The organism is Gaiella occulta (assembly GCF_003351045.1).
Taxonomy (GTDB): Bacteria; Actinomycetota; Thermoleophilia; order Gaiellales; family Gaiellaceae; genus Gaiella; species Gaiella occulta.
This window is the reverse complement of the sequence record NZ_QQZY01000008.1, coordinates 33,588-50,097: the sequence shown is the minus strand read 5'-3', so window position 1 is coordinate 50,097 and position 16,510 is coordinate 33,588. Positions and strand designations below refer to the sequence as shown.

The window sequence follows — 16,510 nt, the reverse complement described above, 5'->3', positions numbered from 1 at the left end:
CGGTCGCGCTCCGGGGCTGCGCAGCCGGCGCACGTGCGCAGGACGGTGCCGGACGCCGCGTCAGGCGGCGAAGAGAGCGCCGCGCTCGTCGCTCCGCTCGGGAGAGATCATCGTCTCGTAGGCGGCGACGTATCCGCTCACCATCTTCGCGACCGAGAACCTCCGCTCCGCCTCGGCGCGCAGCACGGACGGGTCGAGCTCGCCGACGCGATCGACGCCCGCGACCATGTCGTCGAGATCGTCGGCGATGTAGGCCGTGCGGCCGTGGCGGAGGAGCTCCGGCACCGAGCCGCGGCGCATGGCGACGACCGGCGTTCCGCATGCGAGCGCCTCGATCATGACGAGGCCGAACGGCTCCTCCCAGTCGATCGGCATGAGGAGCGCGTGGGCCTCCTGCAGGAGCGCGCACTTCTCGGCGTGCCCGACCTCGCCCATGTACTCGATCCCGTCGCCGAGGTGCGGCTCGACGTGCTGCTCGAAGTAGGCGATCTCCTCCGTCTCGCGGCACTTGGCCGCGATCTTCAACGGCCTTCCCGTGCGGCGGGCGATCTCGATCGCGCGGTGTGCACCCTTGTCGGGGCTCATGCGCCCGAGGAAGAGCAGCGACTCGCCGGGGCGGCGATCGCACGGATAGCGGGACGTGTCGATCGCGTTGTGCACGTTCGCCACCCAGGGCAGGTGCGGCCGGGGCCTGCGCTGGTTGAGGGTGAGCGAGACGAGGCCCGCGTCGGGCACGACCCGGCACACGCGCTCGTACACCTCTCCCGGCTCGCCGGTGAGCGGTCCGTGCACCGTGTGCAGCAGCGGCCGCCGCGTGAGCCCGAACAGGGTGAGGCCGACGAGGCCGGAGTGATCGTGGACGATGTCGAACTCGTCGATCAGCTCCAGACAGGCGAGCGCGTGCTGGAGCTCCCAGAAGCTCTGGCCGATGCGCTCGCTCGGAGCGCGGTCGAAGACGGAGACGAGCTCGGCGGTGGTGCTCGAGTCGCCGGACGCGAAGAGCGTCACGTCGACGCCGGCGTCCACGAGCCCGTCTGCCAGCAGATGTACCACCGCCTCGATGCCGCCGTAGCGGTCGGGAGGCACGGGGAACCAGACCGGGCTGAACAGCGCGACGTTCATGGTGTCTCTTCTACCTCGATGTGACCGTTTGCGATCTCCACATGCCATGTCTTCCCGAGCGCGCGCACCCCGTCGAGCTTCAGCTCGCCCAGCCAGGCCGGCGCCGGCGCGTCGCTGACAAGTCTACCGGCGCGCGTATCGGCGCGGAGGCCGAGGAGGAGCCTGAGGCACAGCACAGGGGCGCCCGCCGCCCACGCCTGCGGCCGGGCGGCCGTCGGGTAGGCGACCGGGAACGCGGTCTCGGAGCGGGAGAAGCCGGCGAACACCTCGGGCAGCGAGTAGTCGAAGGAGCCGGCCGCCTCGATCAGGCTGCGACAGAGCATGTGGGAGAGATCCCAGAAGCCGGCGCGCGCGAGGCCCCACGCGGCGATCGCGGTGTCGTGGGGCCACACGGTGCCGTTGTGGTAGCTGAGGGGGTTGAAGGCCCCTTCGCCGACGCCCATCGTGCGGATCCCCCAGCCCGACCACAGCGCGTCGCCGCTGAGCGACGAGGCGACGGCCGCGCGCTTCGCCTCGGGCACGATTCCCGACCACAGCAGGTGGCCGATGTTCGAGCACAGCGAGTCGACCCGCCGCTTGTCGCGGTCGAGCGCGAGCGCGTAGGTGCTCCGCTCCTCGATCCAGAACGCCTCGTCGAAGCGTCGTCGCAGGTCGTCGGCCGAGGCGTCGAGCCGCTCCGCGAGCGCCGGATCCCTCCAGACGGCGCGTGCGAGCTCCGCCATTCTCCGCCGCGCGTCGTAGACGTATCCCTGCACCTCGACGGGAGCGATCGGCGTCCGCGCCGGCGAGCCGTCGTGGAACCGTTGCGAGTCGCCCGAGTCCTTCCACGACTGGTTCTCGAGGCCGCGCGGCGTGCGGCGCTCGTACTCCACGAACCCGTCGCCGTCGCGGTCGCCGTAGTCGCTCATCCACGCGAGCGCGCGCAGCGCCGGCTCCTTCAGCTCCCGCCCGAGCGCGTCGTCGCCCGTCCAGCGCCATACCTCGGAGAGCAGGATGAGGAACAGCGGCGTCGCGTCCGCGGTGCCGTAGTAGATGGGGAACCACGTCTTCGCCGCCTTGCCGCGGCGGAGCTCGTGCAGGATCTTCCCCGGCTCTGCGTCGATCGAGGGATCGTCGGCCTCGGCCTGCAGCGCCGCGAGCGAGCGCAGCGCGCCGGCCGCGAGCTCGGGCCCGAACAGCAGCGTCTGCAGCGACGTGACCAGCGTGTCGCGCCCGAAGAGCGTCATGAACCAGGGCATCCCGGCGGCCGGCAGCTCGCCGATCCCCTCGATCCCTTTCAGCCGCAGCGACGCGAGATCCGCGATCGAGCGCTCGTAGGAGCGCTGCAGGTCGGTCGCGCTCGTGCGCAGCCGCGGCACGCGCAGCTTCCACGCGCCGAGCGCCTCGCGCACGTGCTCGAGCTCGGTGCCGAAGCGGAACGCCGGCCCGACCGAGCCCCCGCGCTGCGCGCCCGCCCCGAAGGTGACCTCGAACGTCAGCTCCCACTTCTCGTGCGGGTCGAGCCGGAGCGAGAAGCGCGCCCCGGCGCCCGTGAACGTCGCGTCCTGCGAGAAGGAGATGGTGGTCGCGAGCCCGTCGTCGTCTCCGCTCACGCGCAGCGTCGCCGGCCCTGCCCGGCGCGGCCCGCGCTCCGTCGGCAGCGGGGCGGCGTTGGCCGGGTCGCCGAAGCCGAAGTCGTGCGCCTTGACGAGGAGGATGTCGGCGAAGTCGCTCGCGAACTCGATCTCGACGTCGAACAGCCGCGGCTCCATGCTCTCGTTTCGCACCGCGATGCGCTCGACCAGACCCTGGCCGATGTAGCGCTCGCGCGCGATCGAGAGCGAGTCCACGGGCAGCCGTGCGGTCGGCGCGTTGCGGAGGTAGTGCGCCGCGTGGAAGTACTCGACGGCCTTCGACGTGAGCAGCAGGGGCGAGGTGCCGTCGACGAGCAGCCGGCAGCGCGAGAGCATCCGCGTGTCGTCCGCGAACAGCCCTTCCGCTCCCTCTTCCACGTCGCCGATCTCGTCGCTGACGCAGAACGTCGAGCCCTCGAGGATCGTCAGCATCCGCTACTCCTGCTCTTGCGCCGGGATGACGTCGGTGCGCGGGCCGCCGAAGCGCACGCCGCAGCGTCATGGTAGGGGAGCACCCCGGGAGTGCGGCGGACGTGTGTCGCGGGCCTGCTCCGCGCGTGCGCGCTATCGTCGTGGCGTCGTGACCGTCCATTCCGGAGATCTCGAGCAGCGGCGGGGCGTGGAGGTATGGCGGGAGCGCTTCGAGGCGACCCCGGCGCGCTCCGGCGAGCTGTGCTCGACGATCTCGGGTGTTCCCGTCGAGCCGCTGTCGACGCCGGACACGGTCGTGGTCGATTACGAGCGTGATCTCGGCTATCCCGGCCGGTTTCCGTTCACGCGCGGTGTGTATCCGTCGATGTACCGGGGGCGGTTGTGGACGATGCGCCAGTTCGCGGGCTTCGGGACGGCGGCGGAGACGAACGAGCGCTTTCGCTATCTGCTCGCGCACGGGCAGACGGGGTTGTCGACGGCGTTCGACATGCCGACGTTGATGGGGCTCGATTCCGACCATCCGCGCTCGCTCGGTGAGGTGGGCCGCGAGGGCGTGGCAGTCGATTCGCTGGACGACATGCGGCGGCTGTTCGCCGGGATCCCGCTCGGCGAGGTGTCGACGTCGATGACGATCAACGCGCCGGCGGCGATGCTGCTCGCGTTCTACCTGTGCGTGGGCGAGGAGCAGGGGGTGCCGCGCGAGCGGCTGCGCGGGACGATCCAGACGGACATCTTGAAGGAGTACATCGCGCAGAAGGAGTACATCTTCCCGCCGGAGCCGTCGATGCGGCTCGTCACCGACATGGTCGAGTTCTGCGCGGCGGAGATGCCGCTGTGGCATCCGATCTCGATCTCCGGCTACCACATCCGCGAGGCCGGGTCGACGGCGGCGCAGGAGCTCGCGTTCACGCTGCAGGACGGCTTCACGTACGTGGAGTGGGCGCTCGAGCGCGGCCTCGACGTCGACAGCTTCGCGCCGCGCCTGTCGTTCTTCTTCAATGCGCACATCGACTTCTTCGAGGAGATCGCGAAGTACCGGGCGGCGCGGCGCATCTGGGCGACGGTGCTGCGCGACCGCTACGGCGCGAAGGACGAGCGCAGCCTGCTGATGCGCTTCCACACGCAGACGGCGGGCGTGTCGCTGACGTGGCAGCAGCCGCTCGTGAACGTGGCGCGCACGGCGATCGAGGCGCTGGCGGCGGTGCTCGGCGGCACGCAGAGCCTGCACACGAACTCCTACGACGAGGCGCTGGCGCTGCCGACCGAGGACGCGGTGCGGCTGGCGCTGCGCACGCAGCAGGTGATCGCGCACGAGACGGGTGTCGTCGACGCGATCGACCCGCTGGGCGGCAGCTACCACGTGGAGGCGCTGACGAACGAGCTGGAGCGGCAGGCGTACGCGTACTTCGACCGCATCGAGAGGCTCGGCGGCATGGTCGAGGCGATCAAGCAGAACTTCCCGCAGCGCGAGATCGCGGAGGCGTCGTTTCGCTACCAGTCCGAGGTCGAGGCGCGGCAGCGGCTCGTGGTCGGCGTCAACGCCCACACGGTCGACGACGAGGCGCCGATCCCGATCCTCAAGATCGACCCGGCGCTCGAGAGCGAGCAGATCGAGCGCGTGCGGGCGCTGCGTGCCCGCCGCGACGCCGCCGCGGCGGAGGCCGCGCTCGCCGAGCTGCGGCGGGCCGCGGCCGGCACGGGCAACCTGATGCCGCCGATCGTCGCGGCGGCGAAGGCCGACGTCACGATGGGCGAGATGTGCGACGCTCTACGCGAAACGTGGGGAACGTGGCGCGAGACACCGGTGTTCTGACGAGGCGATGAGCATGGGCTACGACGTTCTGACGGGCGAGCAGCGTGAGATCCGGGATCTCGTGCGGACGCTGGCGCGGGAGCGGATCGCGCCGCGCGCGGCGGAGATCGACGCCACGCACGAGTTCCCCTGGGACGTGGTGGAGCTCTACCGCGAGCACGGCCTGTTCGGGCTCTTCCACGAGGAGCGCTTCGGCGGCACGGGGACGGGGACGCTGCTCTCGCTCGTCGCGATCGAGGAGGTGTCGAAGGTCTGTGCGACGAGCGGGCTGATCCTGGCGGTGCAGGAGCTCGGCTCGCTCGGTCTCAAGCTGTCCGGCTCGGAGGAGCAGCAGGCGCGCTGGCTGCCGCGGCTGGCCTCGGGAGAGGTGCTCTGCGCATACGCCTTGACGGAGGCGGGGTCGGGGTCGGACTCGGCGGCGATGCGGACGACCGCGCGGCGCGAGGGGGACGAGTACGTTCTCGACGGCTCGAAGCGGTTCATCACGAATGCGGGCGTGGCGGGCCTGTACACGGTGTTCGCGAAGACCGACCCGCAGGCGGGCCACGCCGGGATCTCGACCTTCCTCGTCGAGCCGGGGACGCCCGGCTTCGAGGTGGCGCGGCTGGAGCCGAAGATGGGGATCGCCGGGTCGACGACCGGCGAGCTCGTCTTCGACGCGATGCGCGTGCCGGCCGCGAACAGGCTGGGAGAGGAGGGGACGGGCTTCCGCCTTGCGATGCGGATCCTCGACCGCTCCCGGCCCGGCGTGGCCGCGCAGGCGCTCGGGATCGCGCAGGGGGCGACCGACTACGCGCTCGAGTACGCGCGCTCGCGCGAGACGATGGGCCGGCCGATCGCGCAGCACCAGCTGATCGCCGCCAAGCTCGCCGACATGGAGACGAAGACCGAGGCCGCCCGCGGCCTGCTGTACCGGTTCGGCCACATGTGCGACGCCGGCGTCGACGATGCGGAGTTGACGAAGGCTTCCGCGATGGCGAAGCTCTACTGCGGCGACGTCGCGATGGAGGTGACGACCGAGGCGGTACAGATCCTCGGCGGCTACGGCTACATCAAGGAGTACCCGGTCGAGCGCATGATGCGCGACGCGAAGATCACGCAGATCTACGAGGGCACCCAGGAAGTGCAGCGCCTCGTCATCGCCCGCGAGATGCTCAGGGAACAGCGGGCGCTCGTCGGCGCGGGCGTCGGGTAGCCCGATGCGACGGGTCGCCGCCGCTCTCGTCCTGCTGCTCCTTGCCCTCGGCGCGTCCGGCTGCGGCGGCGGTAGCGACGACGTCGTCGGCCCGGGCACGACGGCGCCGGGCGGCGAGACCACGGTCGCAGGGACAGACCAGCTCGAGGGCGCCTCGACCGCGACGGTGTCGGCTGCCGCGACGAGCGACGAGACGGCGCTCCTCACCGACGTGCGGGCAGCGCCGCACGAGGGGTTCGACCGGGTCGTGCTCGAGTTCCGCAACGTCGTCCCCGGCTACGAGGTCGGCTACGTCGAGCGCCCCGTCCTCGCCGACGGGTCGGGCGACGAGGTGACGGTCGACGGCGGGTTCGTCGTGCAGATCCGCATGGAGCCGGCGCTCGACGCCGACCTCGGGCAGGAGACGGCGCCGCCCACCTACACGGGCCCGCAGCGCTTCTCTCCCGGGTTGCCCGAGGTGGTCGAGCTCGTGCGCAGCGGCGGCTTCGAGGGTGTGCTGACGTGGGCCGTCGGGCTCGCCGACCGCGTCGACTTCCGGGTCACGACGCTGGCCGACCCCCCGCGCCTGGTCGTCGACTTCCGCACCCGCTGACCGATCGCCGCCGGCCCGCGGTCTCGAACCGGCGACGTCTGCTCGGGCCGCCGAGGGTGGAGATCCCGATGGCCGCCACGTTGTGAGCGCTTGGCTCTCTCTACGGACGGGGGCGAGGCTTTCGCCTCGCCCCCGCGAGCAACGGATCCTGTCCTGGTCTGCACTACCGCCGATACGTCTGCGTCACACGTCCGTCCGGGAGCACCCTCACGTTTGTCAGCCCGGGCGCGACGTCATTCGTCAGCACGGGCCCCGCCCGAATGTCCATGTGGCCACGCGTCCGTTGATCCTGCGGCCTGTTACCTGTTGTGCGCTCGCCGGCTCTCAGTGCCGGCACGCGGGGCCGCCTCTCACCCCTCTTCCGGCGCGTACGCTAGGGCGTCGATCAATCGGCCAGATAGAGCAGGGAACGGGGGCGTTTCGCGCCGCAGTTACACCGTTGATCCGAAGACCCCACCGGCACCCGTGTTCGCGGTAGCGTTCACGACATGCCGATTCGGACCGAGCCGATTGGGAGCATCCCCAGGCCGCCCTCGCTGATCGAGGGGATGCATGCGGCGGCCGAGGGTCGCATCAGCGGCGATGAGCTCGAGGCTCTCTATGCGGAGGCGGTACGAGAGACGATCGTGAGCTTCGAGGCGACCGGCTCTCCCGTTATCACCGACGGGGAACAGCGGAAGCCGAGCTTCGCGACGTACCCGATCCACGGCCTCGAGGGGCTCGCGCCCGACGGTGTCGTGATCCCGTTCGAGGATGGCCATACCCGGCAGCTGCCGCGGCTGACGCGGGGGCCGTTCCGCTACCAGACGTACGCCGACGCCTACCTCGTGGGCGCGCAGCGCACAGCCACGCGGCCGCTGAAACAGGCGGTGATCTCGGCCTCGGCGTTGAGCCTCCTGTACCCGCAGGAGGGCATCGACGGCTACTCACGCGAGGAGTTCCTCTCCGATCTGCTGCGCGAGGCGGAGACCGATATCAGGCGCTCGCTCGACCGTGGCGCGTACTGCGTCCAGGTTGACTTCACGGAGGCGAGGCTCTCGCTGAAGCTCGACCCGTCGGGCGGGCTGCTGCGCGACTTCGTCGAACTGAACAACGACGTTCTGCGCCGTTTCTCCGCCGAGGACCGCGGCAGGCTCGGTGTCCACACCTGCCCGGGCGGCGACCAGGACTCGACCCACAGCGCCGACGTCGACTACTCCGACCTGCTGCCGACCCTGTTCGAGCTGCAGGCGGGGAGCTTCTACGTCCAGCTCGCGAGCGAGCAGGATCGGCGCAGGGTGCTTGGCACGATCAAAGCGAACCTGCGGCCGGGGCAGCGGGTCTTCGTCGGTGTGACGGACCCGATCGACCCGAGAGTGGAGACGCCGGAGGAGGTTCGCGATCGGGTGCTCGAGGCGGCGGAGTTCATCCCGCTCGCTCAGCTCGGCACGACGGACGACTGCGGGTTCTCTCCGTTCGGCGACGACACGTCGACCGCGCGGGAGACCGCGTTCGCGAAGGTTCGATCCCGAGTCGAGGGCACCGAGCTCGCCGCACGCAAACTCGGCGTCTAGTGCGGCCTCTCGGAACGTTGCACCCGAAACGCGATCATCGTTCAGGCGGCGAGCTCGAGGGTTTGGCGGTCGGCTCGGCGCCGGCGTCGCTTGGCGGCTTCGATCCTGCGTTCGAGCGAGGACGACATCGCCGCATAGGCCAGGCAGGACATCCGTGCAGCACCGGGGCGGCCCCTTCGGGGGCCGTTTCCTTCGCTGGCGAGCCTGATCCCTGACCTCATCCTGACCTGGACGTAGATGAGGCCCCTTTGCCGGGGCCTCTTACGCTGGCTGAACGGCTTGTTTCCTCGTGTCGGGGGTATGGACCTAAGCGGACTGTTCTCAAACCCTCCGCGGCGGCTGCTCGACCTCCTTGAGAAGATCAGCCCAAGGCCCAAATCAAGCTCTCGACGGCCGAAGAAGTAGGACCCTCGCAAACGCCCTACTTGTAACTCATGTTACAAGAGACTGGCTCGCAGGTCCAGAAATGCTCGTGTTCCCGAGGCTGCCCTCGCGCGCCCTCCCGGATACCACTCACCCGGAGGAACAGTGGATCGAGGCTAGCGGAACAAAGACGAGCGGGCGGTGAAGACTTGCCGTCCGGTGTCCCGGTGATCCAGGCCAGGGTGTCTGAGGGCACGATTAAGATGAACAAGCGATCCGCCTTCAACTAGTGCCGCGCATTCACCCATCATCGACTCCCAAGGACCGGCAGCGGCTAACCGCCGTCGAGCTGTTCTGCGGTGCCGGCGGGATGGCTCTTGGTTTCGAGCAGGCCGGGTTCGATGTGCTGGCGTCGGTTGATGCCGATCCCGTCCACTTGGCCGCGCACGAGCGCAACTTTCCGCTGTGCGAGCCCGTGTGCGGGGACATTTCGGAGATCGGCGCGAACGAACTCGTGGAAGCTGCACGGCGTGGATGGAATCGCAGGTATCCGCGCGCGCCCTTCGCTGAACCCATCGACTGCATCTTCGGTGGCCCGAGCTGCCAGGGATTCTCAGTCATCGGCCCACGCAGGCAGGATGACCCGCGCAACGCGCTCGTGGCGCAGTTCGCGCGGCTGGTTGTCGAGATGCGGCCGCGCTGGTTAGTCATGGAGAACGTCCCCGGCCTCGTCAGTCCGGCCTACCGACCAACTCTCGATGCCTTCTACCAAACCTTGCGCGCTGCTGGTTACCAGGTCGCGGAGCCGTGGACGCTCAACGCTAGAGACCACGGCGTACCGCAGGTGCGCAAGCGCGTTTTCGTCGTCGGCGCCTACGAGGGAGAACCTCTGCCGATTGAGCCGCCCGCTCAGCCGAACCCGCCGACGGTTGCCGAGGCGCTTGGCGACCTTCCGGCTCTCGCTCGTTTCCGCACGCTCCGCGAGCGCGACGCGCTGATTCTGCGCGACGACCAGTTCGCTTCGATGCTTCGGCGCCAGAGCGGCTATGTACGGAGACTCAACGGACTCGAGCGCGATCGCGACGATCTCGCGGATCAGCGCGATTGGGACGCGCGGCTGCTGACCTCGGTCGGGGTGGCTTCGCACTCGGACGCGGTCGTCGCCCGTCTCCGGCGGCTTCGCCTGGGCGAGCGGGACGAGGTTGGCCGTCTGCCGAAACTTGACCCGCGCGGCCTATCACCGACGCTGCGCGCTGGCACTGGACGCGACCACGGCAGCTTTACATCGGCACGGCCCATTCACTACTCGAGCCCTCGCGTGATCGCGGTGCGCGAGGCGGCGCGACTGCACGGCTTCCCGGACTGGTTCGGTTTCCACGCGACGAAGTGGCACGGGTTTCGCCAAGTCGGCAATGCTGTGCCGCCGCCGTTGGCGCGCGCCGTCGCGCGTGCCGTCGTCGAGGCCGCGAGGGTCGATCCTCCTCGACGCACCGGCGAGCCGCTCTCGCTCGGGTCCGCCGCCCTGCTGGGCATGACAATGGGAGAAGCTGCCGAGCGGTACGGGCTCGATCCGAAGTCGCTGCCGGTTAACGTCCGTGCCCTTGCGGCGCGCAAGACAGGGAAGGCCGCGTGAACGAGCAACCTGCACAGAGAGTTGACGCGCATCCCGAGAAACGCTTCTTCGTCGAGATGCTGACTCGAGATATCGAACTCGCGCCTGCGATCATCGACCTTGTCGACAACAGCATTGATGGGGCGAAGCGTCTCCGGCCGGACGAGGCCGATGATCGCTACACAGGCCTGTGGGTGAAGTTGCGGCTAAGCGGCGACACATTCGAGATTCTCGACTCCTGTGGCGGCTTTAATCGGGAGCACGCAGCGACGTACGCATTCAAGTTCGGACGCCATCCGGATCAGCCGGCAACCGTTGGCGAAGTCGGGCAGTTCGGAGTAGGCATGAAGCGGGCAATTTTCAAGATCGGTCGCGAGTTCAAGGTGGCAGCCATGACTGACGATGATCGCTGGGAGGTAGCGGTCGATGTCGACACCTGGCTCGAAGACTCCGAGGACTGGACATTTCCACTTGGGGACGCGACCGATCGAGAGCCGGAGGTGCCGGGCACGCTCGTCAGATGCGGCCGCCTGCTGCCAGCTACGAGCAGCCGTTTGAGCAAAGCAGCGTTCGTCTCCCGCGTCCTCAGCGAGATCTCGATGCGCCACGCCCTCGCCTTGCAGCAGGGCCTCTCGATCGAGGTCAACGACCGCGAGCTCGTCCCGCGGCCGCCGACGCTTCTGGCCTCAGATGCACTTGAGCCGATCTCCTACGGCGAGGTACTGAGGACCTCGGATGGCGTTGATGTCGAGATGCGCCTCGCCGCCGGCCTGGCTGCGGGAGAGGAGGAAGAAGAGGAGCTCGACACCGACGATCCGACGCTCTTCACCGGGGCCGACGCTGCCGGCTGGTACGTCTTTTGCAACGGCCGGGCGCTACTGTTTGCGGATCGCGGACGGCTGACCGGGTGGGGCGACGAGGTGCCACGGTTCCACCCGCAGTACCGACGCTTCCGCGGCTTCGTCTACCTGACAGGCGACAGCTCGGCGATGCCCTGGAACACGGCGAAGACGACCGTCGATGAGGACAGCGAGATCTGGGCGCAGGCGCGTCGCCACATGGTCGATGCGCTTCGGAAGTCGATCACCGTGATGAATCGTGTGAAACGCGAGGTGCAACAGCTGCCGCCTGAGGACAGGCCGCTCGTAAGCGCCATCGCGCGTTCGCGCCCGGCGGGACTCGAGGGCCTACCGGAGAGGCGCGTCTATAAGCTGCCCGACCCTACGCCACGGGAGGCCTCGGATTCACGGAGGATCGCCTACTCCGTCTCGGCGGATACCTTCGCGAAGGCTAGCGCTGCGCTCCAGACGGACCGTCCCTCGGAGATCGGACAGCGTACGTTCAGGTACTGGATGCGCCGGGAGGTCGATCCTGAGTTCGACGACTGAGGCCGATCTCGCGCGACTCCCAGATGCGCCGTACGCGTTCCGTCCGGCGAAACGCATCCAGCGCATGATGTTCTGCGACGCGGTGCGGCTTCTGCGAGCGATCAGACCCATGGAGGAGTACCGCTACGTCGGTCTCGGCCATTGGCAGTTCGTCGACTTCGAGCTCATGCGCCGCGAGGTCGGCGTACGTTCAATGGTGAGCATCGAGATCGACACTGCACGCAAGGCGCGGTATGAAGAGAACAAGCCTTTCGCGGAGATAGACCTTCTCTTCGGCGATGCCTTCGAGAAGCTGCAGGAAATCGATCTCCACGTGCCGACGATCGCCTGGCTCGACTACCTCAGCAAGTTGAATTCGACAGGCTTGCGGGATCTCAAGCTCCTGACGGCTGAGCTCCCGCCGGGGAGCGTCGTGGCTGCGACGTTCAACTGCCGTCCGGACAGAGAGGACCAGCGCCTCGATACGCTGATCAGGGCAGTCGGCAGCGATGTCGTGCCAGGCGATGTCCGGGAGGACGCGCTGGACATAGTCGGACTCCCTCGAATCCAGAGGCGCATCCTCGTAGAGCAGCTCGACGCGGTCGCGTCGGCTCGGACGCCGGCAGCTCGTCTCCAGCAGTTCATGTTCCTGCGGTACGTGGATCGCGCGCCCATGATGTTCTGGGCCAGTTTGATCGTCGACGAGACAGTGGAAGAGCAGGCCGGCTCGGTACCCCTGTCGCGCCTGGAGCAGTTTCGCGACGGCGAGGACTTCCTCGAGGTCTCCGTGCCTTGGCTCACGACGCGTGAGGTCATTTCGCTGAACGAGCAGATTCGGGGCGGCCACGTGCCGAGCGTGAGGGGCCTCGAGCGCGATGACTGCAAGGCGTATGCCAACCTCCATCGCTGGTACCCGATCGTGCCGCTCCCGTTCTAGTCTTCCCGCATGCCCCCTTCGACCGAAGCGGCCTCCTGCACGCAGGTTCCCTCGCCGCCGGCTGCTTCGTCGCCGCAGGCGCGTAAGGTCATGCAAGGAAACCGAAGCGTGAGCGCGCTCGAGGTCGCACTCCGCAGCGAACTCCACCGTCGAGGGCTGCGCTTCCGCAAGCATGTGAGCATCGTTCCGGGGCTGCGCTGCCGGCCAGACGTGGTCTTCCCGCGAGCCCGGGTCGCGGTCGAATGTCGCGGCTGCTTCTGGCATCTCTGTCCGGTTGATGCGGTGCTGCCGAAGTCGAACCTAGATTACTGGCTCCCCAAGCTCGAGCGGAACGTCGAGCGGGACCGGCGGAACGAGAAGACCCTCGCCGCTGCCGGCTGGACGCTCGTCGTCGTCTGGGAGCACGAGAATACGATGGAGGCGGCGACTCGGATCGAGCGGCTTGTCCGGTCGGCGATCACCGCCGGGTGACCCGCCGTTGACCCGGATCGGTAACCACGATATCGGGACTACTCGGACTTTGGGCGGCGGCCCCGGCGGGCTTGCTTGCGACCCTTGCGGCCGAGCTCGTCTGCCTCGGCGTCGGTGACATCAAGGACGATCGTCCCTTTGCGAGCGTCAGCGAACTTGATGGTGATAGTGGCGCCCTTGCCTTCGTCGATCAGGTCACCGCTCAGATCAGAAACGAACACAGTCTTACGGGCCATGGTTTCTCCTCGAGACGCGGGAAATTAGAAGTCCGCCTGTTCGCCGAAGGTCGACCGAAGACAGGCACTACGAGATCATAAACATCCAGTCTCCGACACGCGCCTTGTCGGCGGTCGCGTCGAGGCGCAGCTTCTAGATGACCGCGGTCCGAATCGTGTCGTAGCCGGCGCCGTCGCGGATGCGGACGGCGACGGTGTCGTCGGTCGCGAACTGCGCCCATGCTCTCGAATGTCGCGCCGGAGGCGACGTAGATCACGCGAAGCTCCAGACGTTCCAGGGGCGACGCCGCTCGGACCAACAGCTCGCCGAGGATCACTAGAAGCCGTACTTGTCCTTGCGGAGGCGGAACGCCTTCTCGCCGCCCTCTATGACATGCGTGATCTCTTTTCGCATCGCCGGCACGTCTATGGCTCCCTCTAGCTTGATCTTCCCGGCCGATTGATCTCCGGCCGTCCGGTAACTGCACGCAATCACCAGCTCGGCGTCACCATTGACCACGAGATTAGCGTTATGACTCGCGAAGATCAGCTGCCTTCCGCGTTTCGCCTGCCATATCCGCTCCACCACGTCGAAGACCTCACTGTCGAGGTCCTCTTCCGGTTGATCGATTAGCAGCGGCATTCCGCCCTGGGCTAGAAGGATGCGTACCAAAGCGGTGGCCTGTTGCCCGGGAGACGCTGAGGAGAAGGGGATGTACTCGGCCTCCTTCGTTTGATACTCGAACACTGGCTCATCCGCAATGGGCGTAAGCGCGATATCGAGCCAACCATCAGGCGTAATCTTGCGCCGGACCTTGTCTTGATCGGCGAGCGGCAAACCGAGTCGCGTCAAGGTTGGAGTGACCTCAGACGTAAGCTCGCCGTCTTCTCCCATCAGTACGAGGGTCTCCAGTTCGGCAAGCGCGGTTTCCCACGTTGCGACTGGATCAGTCTCATCGCCGAGAGCTGAGAAGAGTGACTCGATCCGGGCGCCGCGAACGCCGGATCCTGATGTTGCGGCGCGGAACTTCCCTTCGACCTCGCTGATACCCGTGCCTTTCTGCATCGTGGCGCACAGAAGACCGTCAGAGAGTTGGGTGAGCGCATCGCACTGTCCTGTGAGCAGTGAAGAACGGTCGCTGTAGAGACCGACAAGCTCTGCCCTCAACTTTGTGTAGATCGCCTGGGGATCGCCCAACGTCTTGCGTGCGCGCCTTTGCTCCTCAACCAGCTCGTGTGTGGACTTACGCTGCGCCTCGATCTGCCCCAGTTCCTTGAGCCTTACCTCATGGGCGGTTGACTTACTTTTCACCTCCTCGTAGCTCGCATCGAACGCAGAGAGCTGTTCCTCGACTGCGCGGCGATGTTTGGCCAACTCCCCGGTCTCGGTGACGGCATCGCTGGCTAGGCGAAGTGCCGCTTCGACGGCAACTCCTAGGTCGGAGACGATCCGGACAGTGCGCGACCGGAGCTCTTCGGATGCTTTGACGAGCACCTCCGGCCCTTCGTCTAGCCCTTGCATACCCTGTAACGCGTCGCCGATCTCGGCTACCAATGCGGTGCCTGAGTCAAGAAGCTGGTTGGTGTCAAGCTCCCATGCGCTTGCGGCCGCGCGGATGCGGTCAACAGCCGGCTTGTTGTTCAGGAGGTCCCGGTCATCGTCCGAGAGGCCTGTGAGTGACGCACGGAGGTTGGCTGCCTGCTCTGCGAGAGATTGCTCGGCCAACACCGAACGCATCAATCCGGCGTCTAGGTCACGAGCGCGCTGAAGACTGGCGTAGTTCTCGCGGAGTTTGCCGGCGACCTCGCCATTACGCCGATCGAGCGTGTCGAGTTCCTGGCGAATAGGAGCCGTAACGAACCGTAGTAGCTCATCAACACGAACCGACACGCTGCTGAGCTGCTTTTGGCTGTAAGCGTGGATCGGGAGCAGCGAGCGAATGTCGCTTTCCCTTGTCTTGGTGAACTCGCCGTCGCCCACCTTGAGGAGCACTTCCCCGGTCTTTGCGTAGCGACGAACGACATGTGGGATCTCGTTGATCGTGAAGTAGACGTCGATGTGCGCGTCCTGGGGCACAAGGGTCGCTTCGATCAATCTCCTCTGACGCACGCTTGGGTTTGCGACTTCGTCGTCTTCGACAGACGCCGGCTGATCGCAGAGCGCCCAACGGATGTAGTCCAAGATCGTCGACTTTCCAGTCCCGCGACCACCGATGACTGCGTTGTACTGACGGTTCAGCCATAGATCGACTGGGCCGAGGAACTTGCTGTTCGTGACGACCAGCCTCGAGATAAAGACGCTCGGAAGCTGAGGGGGCAGCTGCGAGATCCGGGAGTCCCGCGCTAGACACGCTTGCCGGAGCGCTTCGGCGGTCGGCTCGGACCACTTCACCCACGTCGCAACCTTCCCGAGGTCGACGAACGACCCATTCCGACTGTCTGATGTCTGAAAGACAGAGAGAGGCTTGTTTCCCCACTTGGGGTCTTCCCCCGCAAACTTCTTGGCGTTGCCGGAACCAACCTTGTCGATCGATCCGTCCAAATAGCCGCCCACGCAGGGCATCTCCTTGTACTTCGCCTGCATCGCAGGTCTCATGAGCGACTTGTGACCACCATCAGTGACATTGGGAAGGACGATGTATCGGCCGCGAAGCCACTCCCGCTGGTCAAGAACTTCGTAAAGGCCTTTCAGGCTGTTGATGTGGTCGAGAGGCACCACCTCCGGGAGCGATGCCTCTGACGAAGGATGCGGATCGATCGCGAGAGCCTCGAGCACAAGGCTCAACCGGTCGTCGGGGAGGTTCGCATCGAGGATAAGCAGGGCCTGGCACGGAACGGCGAGAGTGAGTTCGATGCCAGGAAAAACAACGAGGCGACGATCTTCGGGTAAGGGCTGGCCAATGTCGTCGGTCTCGGCTGCCGCTGCTGCGCGAACGATTGGCGCAAAAAGGAGGTCGTGATGATCAGTGATCGCAATTGCGCCGAGGCCGTGCCCGCGACAGGCGCTCACCAGTTTGGTCGCGAACGCTCGACGGTCGTCGTCTGTTACGGGCCTCTTACCCGACCACTGCGCGTCGCGAGGACTGTGCACTTGGAGATCGCACCGGAAGAAATGCGCCCCACCGTCGTCGTTCACCGCGGGTCTCCCGAGTCATGGCAACACGAGGGCGTCCAATCATGCCGGCGGCCGCCGAGCGGGCTCCGGAATGGCGTGAACGTGTCCAC

General features: G+C 67.1%; 12 protein-coding genes. 8 read left to right on the top strand and 4 right to left on the bottom strand.

Features of this window, described 5'->3' with window-relative positions; all coding sequences use genetic code 11:
* Nucleotides 1-60: 60 nt before the first annotated feature.
* Both Gocc_RS13490 and Gocc_RS13485 read right to left on the bottom strand, forming a co-directional pair.
* Nucleotides 61-1,122, bottom strand: coding sequence for a glycosyltransferase family 4 protein (locus tag Gocc_RS13490; RefSeq protein ID WP_181813687.1), 1,062 nt, complete (start codon nucleotides 1,120-1,122; stop codon nucleotides 61-63).
* Entirely contained in the window at nucleotides 1,119-3,167 is a 2,049-nt protein-coding gene (locus Gocc_RS13485; RefSeq protein WP_114797100.1) for an amylo-alpha-1,6-glucosidase, read from the bottom strand. The genes Gocc_RS13490 and Gocc_RS13485 overlap by 4 nt, the downstream gene beginning before the upstream one ends.
* A 25-nt stretch (nucleotides 3,168-3,192) precedes the next feature.
* Here Gocc_RS13485 and Gocc_RS13480 point away from each other — a divergent pair, with 25 nt between their 5' ends.
* The 8 genes from Gocc_RS13480 (at nucleotide 3,193) to Gocc_RS13445 (ending at nucleotide 13,070) form a co-directional block, all read left to right on the top strand.
* Nucleotides 3,193-4,980, top strand: a complete 1,788-nt coding sequence (locus Gocc_RS13480) for an acyl-CoA mutase large subunit family protein (RefSeq protein WP_114797099.1) — start codon at nucleotides 3,193-3,195, stop codon at nucleotides 4,978-4,980.
* A 13-nt stretch (nucleotides 4,981-4,993) separates the two neighbouring features.
* Complete coding sequence (locus tag Gocc_RS13475; protein WP_181813686.1) at nucleotides 4,994-6,175, top strand: acyl-CoA dehydrogenase family protein; 1,182 nt, start codon at nucleotides 4,994-4,996, stop codon at nucleotides 6,173-6,175.
* Nucleotides 6,176-6,179: 4 nt separating this feature from the next.
* The gene (locus Gocc_RS13470; RefSeq protein ID WP_114797097.1) at nucleotides 6,180-6,767 is read left to right on the top strand and encodes an AMIN-like domain-containing (lipo)protein; all 588 of its coding nucleotides are present in this window, start codon (nucleotides 6,180-6,182) and stop codon (nucleotides 6,765-6,767) included.
* A 488-nt stretch (nucleotides 6,768-7,255) separates the two neighbouring features.
* Complete coding sequence (locus Gocc_RS13465; RefSeq protein ID WP_114797096.1) at nucleotides 7,256-8,320, top strand: cobalamin-independent methionine synthase II family protein; 1,065 nt, start codon at nucleotides 7,256-7,258, stop codon at nucleotides 8,318-8,320.
* A gap of 652 nt (nucleotides 8,321-8,972) precedes the next feature.
* Nucleotides 8,973-10,316, top strand: coding sequence for a DNA cytosine methyltransferase (locus Gocc_RS13460; protein ID WP_114797095.1), 1,344 nt, complete (start codon nucleotides 8,973-8,975; stop codon nucleotides 10,314-10,316).
* Nucleotides 10,313-11,683, top strand: coding sequence for an ATP-binding protein (locus Gocc_RS13455; protein WP_147281314.1), 1,371 nt, complete (start codon nucleotides 10,313-10,315; stop codon nucleotides 11,681-11,683). Before Gocc_RS13460 ends, Gocc_RS13455 begins: the two co-directional genes overlap by 4 nt.
* Nucleotides 11,571-12,599 carry an O-methyltransferase gene (locus tag Gocc_RS13450; RefSeq protein ID WP_340148101.1) on the top strand — a complete coding sequence of 343 codons (1,029 nt, stop codon included), beginning with the start codon at nucleotides 11,571-11,573 and terminating at the stop codon, nucleotides 12,597-12,599. Before Gocc_RS13455 ends, Gocc_RS13450 begins: the two co-directional genes overlap by 113 nt.
* A 9-nt stretch (nucleotides 12,600-12,608) precedes the next feature.
* The gene (locus Gocc_RS13445; RefSeq protein WP_281268461.1) at nucleotides 12,609-13,070 is read left to right on the top strand and encodes a very short patch repair endonuclease; all 462 of its coding nucleotides are present in this window, start codon (nucleotides 12,609-12,611) and stop codon (nucleotides 13,068-13,070) included.
* A gap of 38 nt (nucleotides 13,071-13,108) precedes the next feature.
* Here Gocc_RS13445 and Gocc_RS13440 read toward each other — a convergent pair whose 3' ends face one another.
* Nucleotides 13,109-13,306, bottom strand: a complete 198-nt coding sequence (locus Gocc_RS13440) for a hypothetical protein (protein ID WP_114797091.1) — start codon at nucleotides 13,304-13,306, stop codon at nucleotides 13,109-13,111.
* Nucleotides 13,307-13,622: 316 nt separating this feature from the next.
* The gene (locus tag Gocc_RS13435) at nucleotides 13,623-16,421 is read right to left on the bottom strand and encodes a TrlF family AAA-like ATPase (protein ID WP_114797090.1); all 2,799 of its coding nucleotides are present in this window, start codon (nucleotides 16,419-16,421) and stop codon (nucleotides 13,623-13,625) included.
* Between the last annotated feature and the right edge of the window lie 89 nt (nucleotides 16,422-16,510).

What these genes read in the sequence shown, in the direction of transcription:
- Gocc_RS13490 (WP_181813687.1), bottom strand. Translation starts at nt 1,122, where the DNA reads ATGAACGTCGCGCTGTTCAGCCCGGTCTGGTTCCCCGTGCCTCCCGAC.
- Gocc_RS13485 (WP_114797100.1), bottom strand. Translation starts at nt 3,167, where the DNA reads ATGCTGACGATCCTCGAGGGCTCGACGTTCTGCGTCAGCGACGAGATC.
- Gocc_RS13480 (WP_114797099.1), top strand. Translation starts at nt 3,193, where the DNA reads ATGACGTCGGTGCGCGGGCCGCCGAAGCGCACGCCGCAGCGTCATGGT.
- Gocc_RS13475 (WP_181813686.1), top strand. Translation starts at nt 4,994, where the DNA reads ATGGGCTACGACGTTCTGACGGGCGAGCAGCGTGAGATCCGGGATCTC.
- Gocc_RS13470 (WP_114797097.1), top strand. Translation starts at nt 6,180, where the DNA reads ATGCGACGGGTCGCCGCCGCTCTCGTCCTGCTGCTCCTTGCCCTCGGC.
- Gocc_RS13465 (WP_114797096.1), top strand. Translation starts at nt 7,256, where the DNA reads ATGCCGATTCGGACCGAGCCGATTGGGAGCATCCCCAGGCCGCCCTCG.
- Gocc_RS13445 (WP_281268461.1), top strand. Translation starts at nt 12,609, where the DNA reads ATGCCCCCTTCGACCGAAGCGGCCTCCTGCACGCAGGTTCCCTCGCCG.
- Gocc_RS13440 (WP_114797091.1), bottom strand. Translation starts at nt 13,306, where the DNA reads ATGGCCCGTAAGACTGTGTTCGTTTCTGATCTGAGCGGTGACCTGATC.